This window comes from Pseudomonas sp. MPR-R2A5, from assembly GCF_058793055.1.
In genome coordinates this window covers 64,796-85,273 of sequence record NZ_JBXAFK010000027.1, presented here as the reverse complement: position 1 = coordinate 85,273, position 20,478 = coordinate 64,796, and the positions used below count along the sequence as shown (strand labels likewise).

Genomic DNA, 20,478 nt, shown 5'->3' with positions numbered 1-20,478 from the left:
TTGCCGCCACCATGCACACCCCCTCCTCCCCACGCGGGCGCTTTGGCCTGCTGAAAAGCGCCCCGTTTTCCCTGGCCATGCTGGCCGCGAGCGCGATGACCGCCAACCTGGCCCAGGCGGACACGGTTAACGTCGCGGCACAGACCTATGACATTCCCGCCGGACCGCTGGGCAGTTCACTCAATCGCTTTGCCCAGCAGGCCGGCGTGGCGATTGTGTTCCAGTCTCACGAACTGGAAGGCCTCAACGGTCCCGGCCTGAAAGGGCAGTACGCCACACAGGAGGGTTTTGACCGCTTGCTGCAAGGCAGCGGCTACCGCGCGGTCAAGGGCGACCAGGTGTATGCGCTGCAGCCCATGCCGACTAGCAGCAATGGCGTCATGGAATTGGGCCCGACGCAGGTCACCGCCAACCAACTAGGCAACGTCACCGAAGACAGCAGCTCCTACACACCCGGCAGCATTGCGACCGCGACTCGCCTGGTGTTGACCCCCAAGGAAACCCCGCAGTCCGTCAGCGTCATCACGCGTAAGCACATGGACGATTTCGGCCTGAACAACGTCGACGACGTGATGCGCCACACCCCCGGCATCACGGTGTCGGCCTTCGACACCGAGCGCAGCAACTATTACGCACGTGGTTTTTCCATCAACAACTTCCAGTACGATGGCATCCCCTCGACCGCGCGCAACGTCGCCTATTCGGCAGGCAACACCCTGAGCGACATGGCGATCTATGACCGCGTCGAAGTGCTCAAGGGTGCCACCGGCCTGCTCACCGGCGCCGGCTCACTGGGCGCAACGATCAACCTGGTGCGCAAGAAACCCACCGCGGATTTCCAGGGGCATGCCACCCTGGGCGCCGGCTCCTGGGACAATTATCGCAGCGAGCTGGACGTCAGCGGCCCGATGACCGAAAGCGGCAATGTGCGTGGCCGGGCAGTCGCCGCCTATCAAGACAAGCGCTCGTTCATGGACCGCTACTCACGCAAGAGCCCGACCTACTACGGCATCATGGAATTCGACCTGTCACCCGACACCCTGCTGACCGTCGGCGGCGACTACCAGGACAGCCTGCCGACCGCCTCGTCGTGGTCCGGCAGCTTCCCACTGATCAACGCCAACGGCGAGCGCAACAGCGTCAAGCGCTCGTTCAACAATGCCGCCGATTGGAGCAGTTGGGAGCAATACACCCGCACGGTGTTCGCCATGCTTGAACATGACCTGGGCAACGGCTGGGTCGGCAAACTGCAACTGGACCACAAGATCAATGGCTACCACGCGCTGATGGGCTCGATCCAGGGCGACCAGCCACAGCCCGACGGCACCGCGCAACTCACCTCGGGCAAGTACACCGGGGAAACGGTCAGCGATTCCGCCGACCTGTATGTGAGCGGCCCGTTCAGCCTGGGCAGGCGCGAGCATGAGCTGGTGCTGGGCGGTTCGATCAGTGCCTCGGAATGGAAAGGCAAGGGCTACTGGAACCTCTCCCCCAATATCGTCGACTTCAATAACTGGCACGGCAACGCCCGCGAACCGGACTGGGGCACCGCCCAATCGCTGACCGACGACACCGTGCGACAGACCGGCGCCTACATGACCACGCGCCTGAATCTGGCCGATGACCTCAAGCTGCTGCTGGGCGGGCGCGTGGTCAACTATCAGGTCACAGGCTATAACCCCAACTACCGCGAGTCCGGACGTTTCGTGCCGTACATCGGCGCGGTGTACGACCTCAACGACACCTATGCGGTCTACGCCAGCTACACCGATATCTTCATGCCGCAGGAAAACTACAACCGCGACCGCGACAACAAGCTGCTTGAACCGGATGAAGGCCAGAACTGGGAGTTGGGCGTGAAGGCGGACTTCCTCGACGGCCGCGTAAACGCCAGCGCGGCTTACTTTGAAATCCACGAATCCAATCGCGCGCTCTCGGATGATGAGTACAACAACCAGACGCCGATCCCGAATAACTATGCGTACAAGAGCAGCAAGGCCGTCACCAAGGGTTATGAAGTGGAGATGTCCGGCGAGATTGCGCCCGGCTGGCAACTCCAGGCTGGCTACACCCACAAGGTGGTGCGCGATGACAAGGATGTGAAGATTTCCACCTTCGAGCCTGAAGACCAGATCAAGCTGTACACCACCTATAAACTCAAGGGCAACCTCGACAAGTTGACCGTCGGCGGCGGCGTGCGCTGGCAGAGCATGGGCTGGCAGGACATCTACAACACCCCTCACACACAGTATGAAGAGTTCTCCCAGGACGCCTATTGGCTGGTCGACCTGATGACGCGCTACCAGGTGACCAAGAACCTGTCGACGACGCTGAACGTGAACAACCTCTTCGACAAGTCCTACTACACCAACATCGGTTTCTATAACTCCGCAGCCTACGGTGAGCCACGTAACTTCATGGTCACCACACGCTGGGACTTCTAACCCCCAGACAGCAAAAAGCCCGCTCAATGAGCGGGCTTACGGGTGTGCCCCGTCAGAAGTCGAAGAACACCGTTTCTTCTTCGCCCTGTATGCGGATATCGAAACGATAAGCCAACTTGCCATCGACCGTGCAACGCTTGGCGACCAGCGTCTCCCGGCGTTGAGGCTGTTCGATCAGATTCAGCACGGGATCGACGGCATTGGCCTGGGCTTCATCGTCGAAGTACACACGGGTCTGCAAGTGGATATTGATGCCCCGCGCGAACAGCGAAACATTGACGTGCGGCGCCATCGGCACACCCGCAGCATTCTTCACGGTGCCCGGCTTGACGGTATGGATCTGCCACTCGCCGGTATCCGTGGTCGCCGTACGGCCAAAACTGTTGAAGGGCTTTTCCAGGTTGTAGTCACTGTCGTAAACGCCTTCGTGGTCAGCCTGCCAACACTCCAGGAACGCATCGCGGATCAGATGACCGTTGCCGTCATAGACATGGCCCAGCAACAGGATGTGCTCCCCCGACGCACCGGGCTTGGCCATTTCGTTCCAGATTTCCTGCGCGCGGGGCGGGTTGCCCGCCGCCTCCAGCGCCAGGCCGATATGCACGTAAGGACCGGCGGTTTGCGACGGGGTTTCAGGTAGAAGTTCAACGGGCATGATCGGGCCTCCTCAGCGGTTTTCGAAGTGAGTCTTGCGCTGACCGCGCAGAACGATATCAAAGCGATAAGCCAGGCAATCCATGGGATTGGCCATGCTCATATCAAGCCTTGCGATCAGGCTCTGCACTGCATCCGGATTGGCGATCGACTTGACGATCGGGCACATCGGGATGAGTGGGTCACCTTCGAAATACAACTGGGTGATCAATCGTGTGGCAATCGATGGGCCGCTGATGGAGAAGTGAATATGCGCCGGACGCCAGTCGTTGGGACCATTGCGCCATGGATACGGGCCAGGCTTGACCGTGCGGAAACTGTAGTTGCCGTCGCGGTCGGTCAAGGCACGACCGACGCCACCGAAGTTAGGGTCGATGGGCGCCAGATAGCTGTCCTTCTTGTGCCGATAGCGCCCCCCCGCGTTGGCCTGCCACATCTCCACCAGGGTATGGGGAATCGGCTTCCCATACTGGTCACACACCCGACCGGCGACGATGATGCGCTCGCCGATGGGCAAGCCGCCGTGGTTGAAGTTCAGCAACAGATCGTTATCGTGATGCCCCATCTCCAAGTGGGAAAAATCCGGGCCGCTGGCTTCCGACTGGGACTGCGGGATGCTCACCAAGGCCTGGCGCGGGGACCGCAGGATTGAGGTTTTGTAGTCAGGCGTCAGGGCTTTGGGGTGCCAATTGCGGTCACGAATGACGAAACGGCTGTTGTCCGCATCAGACATGTCGGTTTCCTTTTTATTATGGATAAAAATCAGGGATGAATATTGTATAAACAACAATAAACAACCCAGTGTCCCTTGATGAGGCGCTATCCAAAATTGAAAAAACCAACCCTATCCATATCCAAATGGTTATGGATAGAAACCCTCGCGATATTCCTGGCCCACCTCGCGCAGCACCTCCACGCACCATTGAGCCGCCAAGGACATCGTCAACGCAGGATTGCTGCACAGTCCCACGGAACCACCCGGTTCGCGAATTCCCAACTCCAGCTCAAACAGATCACCTCGATTCAAGTCCTGCCTGACCGCATCGAAAGGCGCGACCCAGATCGCCTGACTGCACTGCACATAACGCCGGCTCAAGATCAACGATAGGGTTTCCAGGCGCTGGCGCGGCGGATTGATACTGTGCTGCACGAACAAGCTGTCGGCGAATTTGCGAATCGTCGTCCCTGCCTGCGGCAACACCAGCGGATAATCTTCGATATGTTCCTGCGCCTGTGGATCGCTCAACAGCGGATGGCCGTTACGCACCACGAGGGTCATGGATTCGCTGTATAGATGCTCGAAAATCAGCCCAAGGATCTGCGGGCTGTCCGTCATGCGTCCGACCACCAGGTCCAGCTCCCCCACCCGCAATTGCGACAACAGGTACGCGCTCGGCCCGGTCACCACGCTCACGATCAGCGCGGGATGTCGGGCATGCAAACGACAGACGACCTCGGGCACCAACAAACTTTCCACAGTGGACAGCACGCCGAGCCTGGCGGTGAAGGGCTCGTGCTCGCCGGAACGCAGGCTGTTCACCCCTTCACGCAGCGCTTGTACGCTCGGCCCGGCATAACGCAAAAAAGCCACTCCGGCTTCCGTCAACGCCGCGCCACTTTTGCTGCGCATAAATAAAGTGGCCGTCAGCAGGGTTTCGAGTTCTTTGAGGGTCTTGGAAAGCGCCGGCTGGCTGATCGCTAATTTTTCCGAGGCGCGCGCCAGACTGCCCTGGCGCGCCACTTCGAGAAAGCACACCAGGTGGCGGAATTTGATGCGGGTATCGATGTTCACCGTATGTTGCCGCCTTCGAGGTGTCCCCTACCGCGCGTGAAAAAGCGCGAGAAGTAAGCTAATTCGGAAGATTGTGCGCGAAAGTGTATCGCCGATCGACCTCACCACACAGCGAACGCAGGTTGTCGATCTCGTGGATCAGGCTGATCAGAATGGACCGTCGTCGCCCTGACGCCACCAGGGCGCTGAATCCCGGGCACAAAAAAAGCCCGCTCGATGAGCGGGCTTCCTGTGGTACCTGGCGTTCAGCGTTCCAGGTGACCGAATATGGCGCAGCGGACGGGACCATAACTCATCCTCTAACTGTTTGAAAATTCGGTTTTTTCAAAGCTTAATGTTTCGCTGATGGACTGAATTATGTACTTATTACTCACTGCTGTAAATGATGTTATCTGAGCGAATTATGCTCACTTTACTAGATTGATGCATCGTATCTCACTGCCTCGGGGAGGGCATATACAAAATTGAAGACCAACCAGACAGGGCTGTATGTCCTGGGAGACGCGACGGTTATTCTGCGCATCTTTGCCGTCGAAACGACCATCGAGCAGTACGTGAGGCTGTTCCTTATCGGAAAGGTCACCCCAACGCAGCGAAGACATCGGCAGTTCGCCGTCGTGAGCGGTTACTGGCGCAGCGCGCCCGATCATGAACAACGCGCTGTGGGATATCGACATGGCACTGTGGGACATCAAGAGCAAGGCCGCCGGACTGCCGGCCTATCAATTGTTGCACAGGGGTTGCCGCGACGACATGCCTTGTACCGCCACAGTCAATGCGAGGGCGAAGATGAGATCACCGTGGAAGACAACATTCGCGCATCCATGGAAGAACCCTACCAGCACGTGCGGCAAATTGGGCATATCCGGCGGCTCTGGCACCGAAGACCTGCGACTCCTCACCGGCAGGCTGGCCTGGGCGAAAACATCCAGCCGAAAATATCGCCATGCACCAATATCTACGACATTTATTTTGACCCGGACGCTTACCTGCATGCCGTGCCCAAACGCTTCGATCACTTGCGCAACATTTTGGGCTCGGTGTGGGGTTCATCCCAACATGCACGAAAGGGTTTCACCGATTGCAGCAGTGCAGTTGCGAAGAACCTTGAGCAATACCAGATTTTCCTTCCTCGATATCCCGAACGCCCCAAAAAATCTCGAATTACTCAAAACGGCTTTGTCTACGCCGAGGTCAGGGTCGCGCGTAGCGAAGGAACATGTTGAAGCCGCTCGTGCCTTGAGGGGTGATGATGCAATGAGCTGCTGTTGCACGAACTTTTGCCCAATGTAATGACTGGGGTGATGGTATACGCCACACGTTGGCAGGGGGCATGTGGTGTTTCTCGTCGCCCCCCGCGCTTAATGGGCCTTGGGGGTGCAGCCATCAAACGGGTCAGCGAGGAGATCACAGTAATACTACAGAGCCGCGCTCATGTGTGAACGGTGAAGACGCTGATCATCGTCGCGGTAACTTCAGCTTAGCCCTTTACCTAACGCGCTACGGCCCCAGTCTCTACAACGAAAAAAATGGCCGTTGTGACTACCTTGGATGCCACCTTCGACACACGTGGCCTCCAGATCCTACCTGGCTAACCGGCTCTTAATGGTCGATTTATCTTTCGTCTGTTCCGACGAGAAACCGCCTGCCGACGATTGCTATGCTCCAGCAAATTCGGTCGATCTGACATGTCTGCATCGTCTCCATCACCATGTGGTGCTGCATGATCGACACGCCCGGATATATATAAGTCCCATACATAGCCACCGACCGAAGATCGCGATAGCTAGGTGAGTATGAGTTAGCAGACCAATCCCTGGAGAGCACATGCCTAATAAAATTGTCACCAGTCCTAGTGGAATGACTATCGAATGGTTCACCTCACTGCTAACTGAAGCCGGGGTGCTTAGCGGTGGTCGGGTCGAGAGAGTTGAGCTAGAGCCTTTTGGTGGCGGCGTCATGACAAACATGGTGCGAGCCAAGCTAGGTTACGTAGGCACGAGCGACGCGCCAGCGAGCATCCTGGTCAAGTATCCGTCTGATGACGATGGAAATTTTGGTATAGCGCAGATCATGGGGCTGTATGAGCTTGAGGTGCTCTTCTACCAAGACATCGCCCCTCAATTGCCCAATATGAGTATTCCCAAGTGCTACTCCGCGCAGCTCGAGGAAGAGACCGGCCGCTTCACACTGGCCCTGGAAGATCGTAGTGCCAACACCAAACCGGGCACCATGCAAAGCACAGTAACCCTGCAGGAGTGCTCTGCAGCGCTTAAAGAACTGGTGAACTTCCAGGCACCGCTCTGGAACTCACAAGTGCTGGCCGAATTCGACTGGCTCCACGATTCAAGCCGCACGCTTGGTGTGTTCGACGCGATTCCAGCAGGCCTGGAGCCATTCCTCGAGCGGTTCGGACACGCGCTAACTCCCGAGCACGTGAAGCTGTTTGAATCGGTGCTGCCACTCGCCGGCAAGTGGGTCCGGTCCTGGCAGGCTCCAACGGTGTTACAACACGGGGAGTTCCGCGCTGGCAACGTCCTGTTCGGTATCACGGCAGATGCGCCGCCGGTCACGGTCATTGACTTTCAGACAGTACGTGTAGGCCCGCCAGGGGTCGACCTGGCCTACTTCATGGGCGGTTCGATGCCAGCCGAGGACCGAAGGACGATGGAGGGTGAGCTGATCCGTGAGTACCACCAGCATCTTGTCGACGCCGGCGTCCAAGGATTCGACTGGGACGCCTGCTGGAAGTCTTATTGTGAAGGCGCCATGTATGGCGTCTATCTCCTGGTGGGCATGGCGGGTCAGGTTGAGTCGACCGAACGAAATGATCGCGTGATTCTCAATCTCGTCCAACAGATGGCAGATATGGCGTTGGACCTCGACGCACCGAAGATAGCCGGACTGTTGTAACCAACCCTTTCACACGATCAAACCACCAACGAATGAGGAAATGAGCAATGGGATGGACCGATAAAGTCGACATCGCCGACGAGTACTTCCACAAGCACAGCGACGACCCCTACTGGAGCGAGAATAGCTTGCTCGGATTCAGCGTGCCGGAAAGGAATCTGTGCGGCTTCATCTATTTCTACTTCCGACCGAACATGAATTTGGTCGTGGCCGGTCCGGCGGTATGGGATCACACGGGCGAGGACGTGTACAACTGCAAATATTACGGCTGGGATCAGCACCTCGCGATCCCGCCGGGCTCGGAGATGTTTGACTTCGAGTTGTCAAACTCCCTGAGTTGCAAGATGATCGAGCCGCAGAAGGAGTATCGCTTCGGGTATGACCGCAACGGAATGAAGATTGACCTCACCTGGACGGCTCTTGCAGAACCGCACTATATGAAGCTCACGAAGAGCGGTGAGGAGGATCCGGGCATCGCGAACTGGGTCAAGAAGGATGGGGACTTTTCAGTCGGCCACTATGAGCAGGCAGGCTGGTTCAAGGGAACGATCGAACTCGACGGCGAGGAGATCGAAATCAACTGTGGCGCGCTGCGCGACCGCGGCTGGGGGCCTCGCCACGCCGACATCAAGGACCCTCTGCGGGCCGGGTGGCCGTATGTCTTCGCCTCTGCCGAGAGCGGATGGCACCTCTATGACCCCCAAACCATCCTCCCATTCGATCAGGATCCTCTCGAAGGAACGACGGAGACGGTGACGACGGGCTTTTATATTCGCGACGGGATTAAGGCTCAGGTCGTCTCTGGCACGCGCCGCGCCGAACGCGGTCGTGACGGTCGAGTGCTCACTCAGGTCATCGACTGTGTCGACGAGCTTGGTCGGGAGCTGCATGCCGTCGGACAGAGCATGAATTGGCTGAAGTGGCCGGTGAACAGCGACATCCTCAACTGGTGGTCCTTGGTGAAGTGGGAATATGACGGCCAGGTGGCCTACGGGGAAGACCAGGACTTCATGAACTTCAAGCATTACCGCCGATACTGGCTGCAACTTCTCGAGAAGGATCCGGATCTCCTGAACTGCTTCCCGCCGTCGCCAGACTATCCACCGTACGGAAAGTAGTCCTGTCACAGGCTGGTCGAACCCTGAGTCGACCAGCCTGCCCACCGCCGCCTCTCTTCTCTGCGCTCGTCCATTTCGTGGCAGCGATCACACGTCGTAATAGTCCACCTTTCCCCCGCATGTATTCAACTCGAGAGGCCACAATGCCCAACCTCTACAGGCTTGACCCCGCGGAGTCCGAGTTCATGACGAGCGCACCATACAAAATCAAACACGCCATCGAAGTGCATTGCAGTGCGTCACGAATGATGGAAGCCCTGAGCGATAACGATCAATGGGTACAGTGGGCCAGCCCCATGAAAAAAGCCGTCTGGACGTCCGAACGTCGCGAGAAAAATTGCACCCGAGATGTACTCCTTATCGGTGGAGTTATTCTTAAGGAAGTTTTTTTTGAGTGGGACAGCGGCACCCGGGTATCCTTTTTCGTTGAGAAAACGAACATACCCGGGCTGAAAAGTTTCGCGGAAGAACACCGAATCCTGTCCCTAGGCGATGACAGGTTGCGCCTGGAATTTACTGTCGCCTTTGATATGACACCGAAAGCCCGTTTGCTCGCGCCAGTGGTTTATTTTGCGCTGAAAGGAATGGTGCCGAGTATGTTGAAAAATTACAAAACCCTTCTTGAGCGCCATTGATCTATACGGGCACTCTTACACCTGAAGCGATGTGTACCAGGCCAACACCCCTGGTCAGTGACTGCCGAACGTCTGGCGATATTCGGCAGGTTCCCATCTTGTCAGACTACTCGGACAGGCTATCGAGTGTTCCGAGGTCATCCATGGCGGTTGCGATACGTTTCGTCAGCTCAAAGTAGGACGCCGCGGGTTGAGCAATCACCCAGGCAACCGTCATCGTCCAGAATGCCAGAACTGTAGGAAGATGCTGACGATAGTGAAGCCAGGCCTCGTCAAAGTCGATGGCTGTCCCGCCAGCCGCCCGAAACGCGTCAAGATATTCCCCCAGCAGCTGGTGCTCCCACGCACGACGGTCTTCAACGGTAAGGGCGGTCGAGACGGCATAGGCGAAGTCGCGAGCCCAGTGACCACGGCCAAAACACTGCCAGTCGGTGAGCCCCATATCGCCGTCGCGGGTCAGATACCAGTTACGGATATGCACATCATTATGGGTGAAGGTGCGCGGTAAGTGACTGTGTAGGCTGAGCGCCTTTTCAGTCGCTGGCCAGACTTCATCAATTCGCGCGAACAGAGCTGGCGGGATATAGGCTTGCGACTGCACAAAACCCTTGTGGCAACGTTCCTCCCAATGCACCCAGGCATCGAGGTTTGCGAACAACTCCTCAAATGTCTGGACGTGGCTTGCGCTGGCGACTTCTTCGCTGTCGTAGTAAGGGCCGTGGATCTGCGCCAGCAATCGGATCTGGTTACGGGCACGCTCATACGTCATCGGCGTGTCATGACTGCAGAAGATGACATCATCCCTTGCCATGTCAGCGAGTACGGTAATCGAATTGAAAGTCTCGGGATCAAACGCCGCATGAAGACAAACCGGCGCCTCGATGTCGAAACGATCACGAAAGCCGCGATAGAAAACGTACTCACCGCGACTGAGACCGCCACGCGCATTCAGCAGACGCGCCTCCAGCGAATTCGCCGCCTTGCAAAACACGCTCGGCGGCAAACCCGCCAACTGCCCAGCGTCGTTATAGGTCAGCATAATACGTCGGCGATCCGTCGTACCTGAGTCGACCACATCCAGTTCGTGTGCGACAACCTTAGCGCCAGATACCTTGCTGGCCAGGATTGCAGTCAGCCACTTGTCCGTGATTACCTCATAGGAAGTGGGGATGTCATCAGCGGATTGGGGTACGCGCCCCAACTCCTGTTCCTTTTCGAATGCGCTCCGAATCTGCGTTTCAATATCTAACATTGATCTTCCGCCTGTTTTAATTGCTGATGATCTAATACTGCGCTGAAACATAGCTCCGCAGCCCATTACCGTCCTGCCTGAGCCACACTACCGTATTCTTAAGATTGTGGGTGCTACTGTGCCCACCAAGATAACCAGAAAGGAATGACAATAGCAAAAAAAGCAATAAGAAGCCACGCCTCAAAAGCGAGTTTCAACAGCCACGGCGCAGATTTAATCTCCATAAAATACATGATGACCAGCCTCACCTTAACCAAAGACATAATTAATACCACATTGGATATATAGAAATTCACATTTGGCAAATCCAAAGTAGCAAATAAATCATGGGACAGACACCAACCCAACACGGAAATTAGCAACAGCCAAAAATAGACAACGTTTTTTGTCATCGAGATATTCATTTTTCAACTCATCAAATAGAGCAAATAAAAAATTACGATCCAGAGCAGATCAACCATATGCCAATAACTGGCCCCCGTCTCAAACATCAGCAAGTTGCCCGACATCGACGATTGGTCGTTTCTGATTTTTCTCCACATATAGACCAGCACGCCTATACCTATTATGGTGTGAAAAAAATGAATACCCGTCAGCATGAAATAATACATAAAGAAATCGTTCGTCAGAATATTGACTCCCGCGCTGATCTTGTCCGTATATTCAAGCAGCTTTACGACTATAAAGCCCACGCCGCACACTATCGTGGCAACCGTGAATCTGAGACAGTGATCTCTCTTGCCTTGCCGCGCAAACTTCAAGGCTGTGGCAATGCACCAGGAACTCGTCAACAATAGAAATGTATTGATAACACCGTAACTCTGAGTCAATTCACTTCGACTAATATGGAACAACTCTTTAGATTTAGCGCTGTCGCAGGCGTAAAAAAAGAACAAAATAGCAAACACCAACAAATCACCGATGATTAAAATCCATACCCCCGGATCGCCGGGAATCTTCCTTTCCGACGCAATAGTATTTTCAATATTTTTCATCGTACATTTCGCCATAGTAAGTTCAAGTAACTCTATATATCCGTAGCTCAAGTTCGTACCTGCGTGCGGTGCGACCGCCTTGTCGTATAGCCGTCTATATAGAGTAACTCGTACCGCTTGCGGAACACCGCAAAAAACTCGGCACGGTGTGACGTTAAATGACTCTATAGCGTTTATCTACTATACAGGGACAGCCTTTTCCGTAACCAAAGAGTATTGTTCTGCGCAGACAACTGCAGAATGTTGTCGTTTGATACTTTTGATCAACAATATGCAGGTCACCAGAAACCAGATCCCCCAGTCGGTCAACGGAAGCCAAAATCCAAAAACTCCGTTCCAGGCGAACGGCCCATCGTGAAAAACAGTGATAACCCCGCCCGGCAACAGCAGTAATACGACGAATATATTATAGTAAGAGCACCACCGAGGAAATGTTGGAGCTTCACTCTTATCCATGAAGCCAACTATGGCGATACAAATAGGAATAATCAAAAAAGGCGAAGTCATTCCAACAAAAGGAATCCATGCCAGATCGCTGGCGAGCTGGATAAGCTCAGGGCTCCTATCGAGTCGAAATACGGCAGTCGCCCAAAACAGCGTGGGGAAGGTAAGGGTCAAGACATTGCCAGCACTGGCCATCAGTTGGGCAAAGGACCAAATCGGCGATTTTCCCTCAATACGCATCATTTGCATGGTCAACACCCCCGCAAAGGGAAGATATAACGCTGTGGCCCACATGAAAAAAAGTAATCCAAAACGAATCTGAATAGGATTTGCTCGATAAAATTCAGCCGTTTCCATGGCACTCAAGCTCGGCGCCATCGGCGGCAAAAATCCAATGACAAGCCACCCAATCAGCATACATATAATGAAACCGGGGCCACACCAAGCGGCAACCAGTTGTGATTTATAATTCATTTATAAAGCCTCCAATTCGCTTGAGCTTCTTGCAGTCGTACGCCCGATAAGAATCTTGCCAGCGCAGCAACCAGCAACAGCCAGGGCTCCTGATTGCTGCGCATCTCGCATAATGTAATTAATAGCTGGCCTTGAGCGTCAAAGAAACCCATCCACGATCACGCAACAAGGGGGTACCGCCACTGGAAGTAGCAATGGTATTTTGCCCAACTATCGGATTATAAGTCGTGGTAAGTGGACCGAAGAAACCATTGTAGCTAAGCGTAGCTTTGTATTGAGACACATAATCTGCACTCACACCGAAGCTGTAAGTACCGGCCCCTTCGTTCCCGCCATTGGTGACCGGCGAAGTACCGTAGAGTCCCATACCGAAGGTAACAGGCGCACTCAGATCCAGGCCGTCAGTCACTTGATACCAAGTGGGTGTATAGGCCATCTGTATTGCAAGGTTGTCGCGAGTCGAACAGCCATCTTTAGCATCGCCTTGACCGCCATGCTGGTTTTTACAACCGCTGTTCTTGTCATCATTGTAGAACTCACGATTCTTTGTGACCTTGTCAAGACGACTGTATGTCAGTTCGGCCTGAAGCGTGGATGAGTCCCAGAGTCCATTTCCCGAATAGACTGCGATCACGTTGGCCAAGGCATGCCATGTATCGCCGCGGGCGATGTCAGGGGATAGACCAATGGTACTGAGCGCAGTGTTTTCACGGCGCACCAACTCGGCGCCGACTGACATCGCCCCAACCTGCTTGGACAGGCTGATGCCGTATAAACGTACATCCTCAGCGTACTTGTTGTAGACGCTGGTGGGCACGGCACCGTCGTAGGTGCCCAACACATTGGGTAAGGTGTCGCTGAATTCACGGTAGTAAAACCCAAGCGTACCGTCGAGCATTTGCGGCCGCCATCTTGCGCTTAAACCGTAAGCCCCGCTATTTTTAGGGGTGTCCACATCCCCTCTGACAGGAATTGCAAAACCTGGGGCTAGCGCGAGATTCGTATGTCCATTAAAGAGATAATCAGCCGTGCCGAAGTAGGTTCCGCCCTCGGGCAGGCGACTCGGTTCCCACTCGAATTGATAATAACCCGCGAGCGACAGATTGTCCGCAACTTGAGTTTGCAGGGAGAACTGATTGACGGGCAGAAAAAGCTCTTTGGCCTCGGTCCCTGGAGTCGCTGTAGCCTTGCGAATATCCACGGGACCCTGTGCGTAAGAAACACCATGGATGAAAGAGAACAGCGATTCGCCCCAATACAGGTTGTGCCGGCCCAGCTTGAGATTGACGGGCACAGCGCCTATATCGAAACCGCCGAAGACGAAAGCATCCAGGATTTCACCGGAAGGACCGGCGTAATAGCGCTTCACAGTGCCAGTATAGTGTCCGTTTGGATAGGCGCTAGGATACGCTGAATACTCTGAGAGACCCTTCGCCTCCTCTCCATCATAGGCGTTGTCGTACCAAGCAGAGGCGGACACGCGGGCACCGTATTTTTTCTTAAATATGAGATCTGCCTCTGAAAACAAATCAAGTCGGTTGGCAACCACATCGCCGCGACCGAATTGATTGTCAGCGACCTGTTGACCGCTACTCAACGAGAGTGCTTTTTCCGGCTTCTGAGTGCGAACCCCCAGGTTATAACGAAGTGTGTTATCCCAACGGAATTCGAAGTCCGGATTACCGAGATCAATTGGCAGCGCTACGGCCGAGCTAGCGGCGCCAATTGTTGCAACAGCGATGGCCAATCGAGAAAAATAGTAGTTAGCCTTGTGAAATTCCTTCATGTATTTGCCTCTTTTTTTGTTTTTTTTATAGTGCGCACGACTTAACATTGTCTTGCCTTGCCCTACTCCAGATTCAGCAGAATCTCCAGCACCTTCGCGGCAAACCTATTCACCTCACACTTGCGTGGCGTGGCTGAATACTTATGGCGTCTTAACGCCCCTTTCAGGCTTGAACTCCCCTTTCCCTGAGGAAAACCCGACATTTCTCCGCGAGCAAACTCTAACTGCTCCATGCACCAAGCATCCCTCTGCCCCCCGCCCCTCACATCGTCGGAATAGACGAAAGGCGACCAGAATGCTGCTCGAATAACGCCCCCATCACGCGGGCTATTAAAAAATCCTGATGGGTTTCCTACGTTGCCGTCATAAGCTTTAGCGTGCTGTTGGAAAGCAACTTTCCCGCCAGCCTTTCAGGCTTCGCCTCAGGGATTAGTTGTATCTTTTTCAAGATGATTTTTGCCTTTGCCGTCCCGCGTGTTGGCTGCGCATTCGCAGTACGGGGTTCGGCCCGCGACGAGCGCCAGAGATGGCACACGCGTGAGTTTGAAGAAACCCATGCGACAGCTAGAGTCACCGTACATTTGTGCAGAAAACTATTCGAATGACTGAAGGGGTTATGTAGAAACGCGTAGCCCCAGGCCGCGAATGAGTTGCCCCGCTTGATAGGGGGTGACCAATGCATTTTTGAACTGCCGAGGATCAGACATTCTGATTCCGTCCAGGTCGGCGCCGCGCAAATCAGCCCCTTGAAAACGGACATCTGTGATCCGGGCATTAGCAAGGCTGCACCCCTCGCTCATGACAGCCTGACGAAAATCACACCCCATCAGGTCAGCGTCCGCGAAATCCAGCGAGTCGATGTACTCTTTCAAAAAGGATACGCCGCTAAGGTAAGCGTTTTTAAGAATCGTGTCCTTGAACGTCAGGCCTAGCGTCGAGCAGTCGGATAGATCAGCCCCACTAAGCTTGCAGCCGGTGAACTGGGTATGGGTAAGTCGGGCACGACTCCATTTGGAATTATTGAGATCCGAACTTTGGAAGCGGCACTCCGTGACGGAGGCACGGCGGAAAACGGCCATTCCAGCCCTGCATGACTTCCACGTGGTCGAGTCGAGGATCGCATTACTGAAGTCTGTCTCCATCAGGATGCAACGCTCGAATTGCGCCCCCGTGAAGTCCAGCCTTGTGAGGTCAAGGTTTGACAAGTCTGCCCCTTGAAGCACCAACGGCCTTGCACCTTTGAGCGCCGCTATCAAGGTCTCGCGGTCCCAGACGTCGACTTCTGCCAATGAGTATCTCGCCTCATCCACCACTGTGACCTCGTTTACTTTGACCGTTTAAAAATATCTGATGAGTTGACGACTGCCCTGTCCAAACCGAGCCGTCAGCCTTGAGAGACTGGAATACGCAGTACGAGCCCCTCCCATTCATCCCGCATCGTCAACTGGCAGCAAAGACGGCTGTGCTCGTTGACGTGGACAGCGCCTTCGAGCATCAAAGTTTCATCACTGCTTCTCGGCGGTAACCGGCCCTCCCAGGCTGGATCGACGTACACATGACATGTTGCACAACTGCAGGCGCCACCACATTCGCCATAGATACCCGGCATCAGGTTATCCTGAGCGATTTGCATCAGCGAACGCCCAGACTCGGCATCTACGCTGTGCACCGTATCATTGCTTTCGATGAATATAACTTTCGACATATCGCGACTTCCGGACGTTGATCATGCAACAGAGAAAAGGGACTTGAGCGAAACATTTTCGTCCGCCAAGGTTTCTGCACTGACTCGCAAGCGCTCGGCAACAAGACGCTTCGCCATCAGAAAATCCTGCGGACGGTTGACCGCGTCGGCAGACAACACCACCCCATCCTTCAAGTAGAAGGCACAGAAGGACTCCGCCCCAACATCGCCGCGCAGCACAAGTCGATCATACCCCTGCGACAAGCCTACCATCTGCAGCTTGAGGTCAAACTGATCTGACCAGAACCAGGGCACAGCCGCGTGAGGCACCCGCTTGCCGCAGATCGTCGCTGCCGCCGTGCGTGCTTGCTCTTGGGCACTCGGCACCGACTCGATGCGTACGGAACGACCAAGGAAGCCGTTGACATGGTTGGCGCAATCGCCAATGGCTAGAATGTCCGGGTCGGAGGTACACGCGAACTCGTCCACCAATATGCCGTTATCGATGGCGAGCTCGGCTTCGCGCGCCAGCTCGTCATTGGGCAGGATGCCTATACCGACTACAATCAGATCAAGAGCCAGTTCGCTACCATCGCTCAGACGCACGGCTTCGACACGCTCGTCGCCCAAGTAGTCCAGCACCGCTACTCCGGTACGTAGATCCACGCCACGGGAACGATGCACTTGTTCGTAGAAGGCGGATATTTCCGGCGCGGCAACCCTGGCCAAGACACGCGGCGCGGCTTCCAGTACGGTGACGGATAGCCCACTTTTGATCCCAACCGCAGCGGCCTCCAGGCCGATATAGCCGCCGCCAACCACGAGCAGGCGTTGCCCGGACGCGAACATAGCCTTCAGCCTATCGATGTCCTCCACTGTCCGCACGTAATGCACGTTGTGTTTTTGCGCTGTCGGTTCGGCCAGGCGACGAGCCCGCCCGCCGGTGGCCAGCACCAACTTATCGTAGGGCTGCACGCGACCATCGCTCAGGGTCACGCTGCGCGTTTGCCGGTCGATGGATACGACCTGCACGCCTACCCAGCACTCGACCTGGATTTTCTCGTAGCCGGCGGCGGTACGGATCTGCAGGGATTCGCGACTGACTTCGCCGGACAGATAGGCCTTGGAGAGGGGTGGTCGCCGATATGGCAACTCCGCCTCCTCGCCGATGAGAATCAAGCGCCCGACGTAGCCATTCTGGCGCAACGCCAGGACCAACTCGGCACCGGCATGGCCGGCACCGACGACGAGGGTAATTTCGCTCTGTGAAGACATGATCGACATCCTGGTTCACTTGTTAATTCAGGGTGCGATCATGCTTGCATGTAGTGAATGGCCGAGCATCGTCGGTTGCGACGAACTCGTGCAGATGGCATAGCAACTCAGATGTCAGACACCGCGCACGACGCCCTGATCATGCAGCCTGCCAAATTCGGCACTGCTCAGGCCGAGCACCGTCATCAGCACCTCTTCGGTATCAGCCCCCAACTGCGGCGCAGGCCTGGGTGGCGAGCGCTCGTCGCCGAAACGCAGTGGCATACCCGGCACCAGCAAGGTACCAATGCCGGGCTGCTCAATCATCCCGAACAATGGATTGTGCAACGAACAGGCACTGTCACCTTTTACCAGTTGTGACACGCTCTGGTAACGGCTCCAGCACACCTGCTCAGCATCGAATGCCACCGCGATATGGGCCAGGGTACGTGCCGCCACCCACGGTGCGATGAGCGCTGCCAGAGCCTCGCGCGCCTTGAACCGCTCACCCTCGCGCTCCAGGTTGACGCCCAGGCGCTGCCCCAGCGCCACAACCTGCTCACCAATACCGGTGGCCTTGCAGAGGCCACGCCATTGTTTCAGGGTCAAACCGACGACCATGATGCGTTCGCCGTCACTGGTGAGGAAATCGCGCCCGAAAGCGCCGAAAAGATCATTGCCATAGCGTTGGCGCTCATGGCCCAGCTGCGCCTCGGCGAGGAAGCCGAGGTGCCCGAGCACCGCCAACGCCACATCTTCTAGCGCCAGTTTGACGTGCTCGCCGCAGCCCTTGAGCCGGCGCTGGCGCTCCGCGGCCAGCAGGCCGACAGCCGCCATCTGCCCGGTGATTAGGTCCCAGGCGGGCAGCACGTGGTTAACGGCGCCCGGCACATGTTGCGGGCCAGTGAGGTATGGAAGACCGATACGCGGATTCACCGTGTAGTCCACAGCCGAACCGCCATTACGATCACCCTGGATAGTCAACTGGATCAGATCCTCGCGTCTCGCGCGCAAGATGTCGTAATCCAGCCAACCACGAGGCGGGAAGTTGGTCAGTAACATCCCCGCATTTTCTCCTGGCGCAACGATCAAGGCCTGGGCAAGTTCGCGCCCCTGCGGCGCGGTAATGTCGATCGCCACCGAGCGCTTTGACTTGTTGAGCCCGGCCCAAAACAAGCTGACATTGTCATCAGTGACCGGCCAGCGTCGATAATCCAGACCACCGCTAAGGCCATCAATGCGGATCACATCGGCACCGAGCTGTGCCAGTGTCATTCCCCCCAAAGGGGCCGCGACGAAGGCGGAAATCTCGACCACTCGCATCCCCTGCAAAATACCCGGCGTCATCAGGCATCCTCGGCTTTCAATGCGGATTCGAGCAAGCTGCGGGCAATTACCTTTAGCGCTAGTGTTTCCTCAGCCCCTTCGAAAATCGACAGCACGCGCGCATCGACAAAGTACCGACTGACCGCGACTTCCTCGGCATAACCCATACCGCCATGTATTTGAAGAACCTCGCGGGTAACAAGTTCTGCGGAGCGGCAGGCGAAAAGTTTGACCAGACTAGCCTCCATACGTCCGCCTCCCTGATCCAGCAAACGCCCAACCGAATAAGTCAAATAGCGGCTGACGACATAACGTGCCGCCATTCTCGCAAGCTTGGCGCCGGTCAATGGATAGTCGATTAGCGGTGCACCAAACACCTTGCGATCTTCGGCGTAACGAAGCCCGGCGAGTAGCGCCGCACGCATGACACCACTCGCGCGGGCAGCCGTCTGCATCCGTCCGCCAGTCATCCCCGCCATGGTGTAATAAAATCCTTGTCCGAGCCCTAACTGCTCGCCGATGACGTTGGCATCAGGGACGAAGAAGTTCTCAAATGACAGGTCGAAAGAATGCATGCCACGATAGCCAATTGTCGGGATTGCTCGTCCGCTCAACCGTCCGCCCCCTTCCTGCTGGTAGTCGAATTCATGCCCCTCGAAAGACGGCTTCTCGGCAAGCAGCAGACTCAGCCCTCGATGACCCAGTGTCCTATCGGGATCCGTACGGGTTACTACCATTAACACCCCAGCCTTGCCGGCAAAGGTGCACCAGGTCTTGGCGCCGTTGAGCAGCCAACCGCCGTCACAACGAGTACCCCGCAAGATAAGGCTGGCGACATCCGAACCGAAATCCGGCTCGGTGATCGCAATCGCACACAGTGGATCACCTGCGGCCAAACGCGGCAACCAGGACTGTTTCTGCACCTTGGTGCCACCGGCAAGCAAGGCCCGGGAAAGGATTTCTGGCCGTGTGATCAGGCTGCCAGCAGCGGCCAGTGAAGCCTCGGACAAAGCCTCGGTGACCACGATCATCGTCAAGGTATCCTCGTGATCGTCGGGCGCACTGCCACCATACTGCTCAGGTATCGATAGACCAAAAACACCCATCTCGCGCATCGGCCCGAGAAGCTCCTCAGGCACGATCAGGTCGTGCCGATGAATCTTCTCGGCCAACGGTGCAACCGCCTCCGCGGCGAAGCGCCGGAACTGGTCTTGAACCATTGACAACTCTGCACTTAATGCCACCTGGCCGAGACCGGAAGGATTATGTGCAAGCATTTTCGCGGTTTCATGCAGGGCTGAACCGGACATCAGTGTATGACGTAGGGCGCGAAACGTAGGGTCGGCAGAAACCACCTGGAGCACGTCATCTACAAGATCCAGTTCGACAAACAAGGCTTCCAAGCGATCACGCACCAGGGTGACCGCCTCGATCGCAAACACCATCACCAGACGCCGGTCCAGTTCACTCGTCGAAGCATCCAGAGTCTTCAGTGACCGCTCTGCAGCCAGTAGCTCTGCGCTGGCCCATGCCAACTCGAAGCTTGGGACCTGCTGCACATCGAGCCGGTCTGAATCGAGCTTGCCACCATAGCTGCATCGCTGTGCGAGCACAGCAGTGGCCTGATCAAGCGCGGCACGCAATTGGGCAAGCAGGTTCAGAACTTCTTCCGAACCAGGGACCCTCTTAATCTGGAACATAGATCAA

Annotated in this window: 18 protein-coding genes; 5 read left to right on the top strand and 13 right to left on the bottom strand. The window is 55.9% G+C overall.

Going from position 1 to position 20,478, the window contains the following annotated elements:
• The first annotated feature begins 11 nt into the window (after window positions 1–11).
• Window positions 12–2,444 carry a TonB-dependent siderophore receptor gene (locus AC1Q6I_RS19600; RefSeq protein WP_102624011.1) on the top strand — a complete coding sequence of 811 codons (2,433 nt, stop codon included), beginning with the start codon at window positions 12–14 and terminating at the stop codon, window positions 2,442–2,444.
• Between the two features lie 52 nt (window positions 2,445–2,496).
• Here AC1Q6I_RS19600 and pcaG read toward each other — a convergent pair whose 3' ends face one another.
• The 3 genes from pcaG to pcaQ form a co-directional block, all read right to left on the bottom strand.
• Window positions 2,497–3,099 (bottom strand): protocatechuate 3,4-dioxygenase subunit alpha, encoded by a 603-nt coding sequence (gene pcaG, locus AC1Q6I_RS19595; RefSeq protein WP_069075604.1) that lies wholly within the window; start codon window positions 3,097–3,099, stop codon window positions 2,497–2,499.
• 12 nt (window positions 3,100–3,111) lie between these two features.
• A complete protein-coding gene (pcaH, locus tag AC1Q6I_RS19590) occupies window positions 3,112–3,831 on the bottom strand; it encodes a protocatechuate 3,4-dioxygenase subunit beta (protein WP_024074367.1) in 720 nt (239 codons plus the stop codon).
• Window positions 3,832–3,960: 129 nt separating this feature from the next.
• Window positions 3,961–4,890: a pca operon transcription factor PcaQ gene (gene pcaQ / locus AC1Q6I_RS19585; protein WP_024074366.1), complete on the bottom strand. Its 930-nt coding sequence runs from the start codon at window positions 4,888–4,890 to the stop codon at window positions 3,961–3,963.
• A gap of 464 nt (window positions 4,891–5,354) precedes the next feature.
• Here pcaQ and AC1Q6I_RS19580 point away from each other — a divergent pair, with 464 nt between their 5' ends.
• From AC1Q6I_RS19580 to AC1Q6I_RS19565, 4 genes are all read left to right on the top strand, one after another.
• Window positions 5,355–6,116, top strand: coding sequence for a hypothetical protein (locus AC1Q6I_RS19580; protein WP_102624012.1), 762 nt, complete (start codon window positions 5,355–5,357; stop codon window positions 6,114–6,116).
• Window positions 6,117–6,717: 601 nt separating this feature from the next.
• Window positions 6,718–7,803: a phosphotransferase gene (locus AC1Q6I_RS19575; protein WP_102624013.1), complete on the top strand. Its 1,086-nt coding sequence runs from the start codon at window positions 6,718–6,720 to the stop codon at window positions 7,801–7,803.
• A 47-nt stretch (window positions 7,804–7,850) separates the two neighbouring features.
• Complete coding sequence (locus AC1Q6I_RS19570) at window positions 7,851–8,921, top strand: DUF7064 domain-containing protein (protein ID WP_102624014.1); 1,071 nt, start codon at window positions 7,851–7,853, stop codon at window positions 8,919–8,921.
• 185 nt (window positions 8,922–9,106) lie between these two features.
• The gene (locus tag AC1Q6I_RS19565; protein ID WP_158244426.1) at window positions 9,107–9,556 is read left to right on the top strand and encodes an SRPBCC family protein; all 450 of its coding nucleotides are present in this window, start codon (window positions 9,107–9,109) and stop codon (window positions 9,554–9,556) included.
• Between the two features lie 106 nt (window positions 9,557–9,662).
• Here the strand turns inward: AC1Q6I_RS19565 and AC1Q6I_RS19560 are convergent, their stop codons facing one another.
• The 10 genes from AC1Q6I_RS19560 to AC1Q6I_RS19515 all read right to left on the bottom strand — a co-directional run bounded on the left by AC1Q6I_RS19560 (window position 9,663) and on the right by AC1Q6I_RS19515 (window position 20,471).
• Complete coding sequence (locus AC1Q6I_RS19560; RefSeq protein ID WP_158244427.1) at window positions 9,663–10,808, bottom strand: phosphotransferase family protein; 1,146 nt, start codon at window positions 10,806–10,808, stop codon at window positions 9,663–9,665.
• Between the two features lie 113 nt (window positions 10,809–10,921).
• On the bottom strand, window positions 10,922–11,212 hold the full coding sequence (locus AC1Q6I_RS19555; RefSeq protein ID WP_102624017.1) for a cytochrome C oxidase subunit IV family protein: 291 nt from the start codon (window positions 11,210–11,212) through the stop codon (window positions 10,922–10,924).
• Between the two features lie 3 nt (window positions 11,213–11,215).
• Window positions 11,216–11,803 (bottom strand): cytochrome c oxidase subunit 3 family protein, encoded by a 588-nt coding sequence (locus AC1Q6I_RS19550; RefSeq protein ID WP_158244428.1) that lies wholly within the window; start codon window positions 11,801–11,803, stop codon window positions 11,216–11,218.
• A gap of 180 nt (window positions 11,804–11,983) precedes the next feature.
• Complete coding sequence (locus tag AC1Q6I_RS19545) at window positions 11,984–12,721, bottom strand: hypothetical protein (protein WP_102624019.1); 738 nt, start codon at window positions 12,719–12,721, stop codon at window positions 11,984–11,986.
• Between the two features lie 118 nt (window positions 12,722–12,839).
• Complete coding sequence (locus AC1Q6I_RS19540) at window positions 12,840–14,507, bottom strand: DUF1302 domain-containing protein (RefSeq protein ID WP_102624020.1); 1,668 nt, start codon at window positions 14,505–14,507, stop codon at window positions 12,840–12,842.
• Between the two features lie 614 nt (window positions 14,508–15,121).
• Window positions 15,122–15,796 carry a pentapeptide repeat-containing protein gene (locus tag AC1Q6I_RS19535; RefSeq protein ID WP_219730570.1) on the bottom strand — a complete coding sequence of 225 codons (675 nt, stop codon included), beginning with the start codon at window positions 15,794–15,796 and terminating at the stop codon, window positions 15,122–15,124.
• A 95-nt stretch (window positions 15,797–15,891) separates the two neighbouring features.
• Window positions 15,892–16,212: a 2Fe-2S iron-sulfur cluster-binding protein gene (locus AC1Q6I_RS19530; protein ID WP_102624022.1), complete on the bottom strand. Its 321-nt coding sequence runs from the start codon at window positions 16,210–16,212 to the stop codon at window positions 15,892–15,894.
• A 21-nt stretch (window positions 16,213–16,233) separates the two neighbouring features.
• The gene (locus tag AC1Q6I_RS19525) at window positions 16,234–17,466 is read right to left on the bottom strand and encodes an NAD(P)/FAD-dependent oxidoreductase (protein ID WP_102624023.1); all 1,233 of its coding nucleotides are present in this window, start codon (window positions 17,464–17,466) and stop codon (window positions 16,234–16,236) included.
• 114 nt (window positions 17,467–17,580) lie between these two features.
• Window positions 17,581–18,792: a CoA transferase gene (locus AC1Q6I_RS19520; RefSeq protein ID WP_102624024.1), complete on the bottom strand. Its 1,212-nt coding sequence runs from the start codon at window positions 18,790–18,792 to the stop codon at window positions 17,581–17,583.
• Complete coding sequence (locus AC1Q6I_RS19515; RefSeq protein WP_102624025.1) at window positions 18,792–20,471, bottom strand: acyl-CoA dehydrogenase family protein; 1,680 nt, start codon at window positions 20,469–20,471, stop codon at window positions 18,792–18,794. The genes AC1Q6I_RS19520 and AC1Q6I_RS19515 overlap by 1 nt, the downstream gene beginning before the upstream one ends.
• Window positions 20,472–20,478 lie beyond the last annotated feature (7 nt).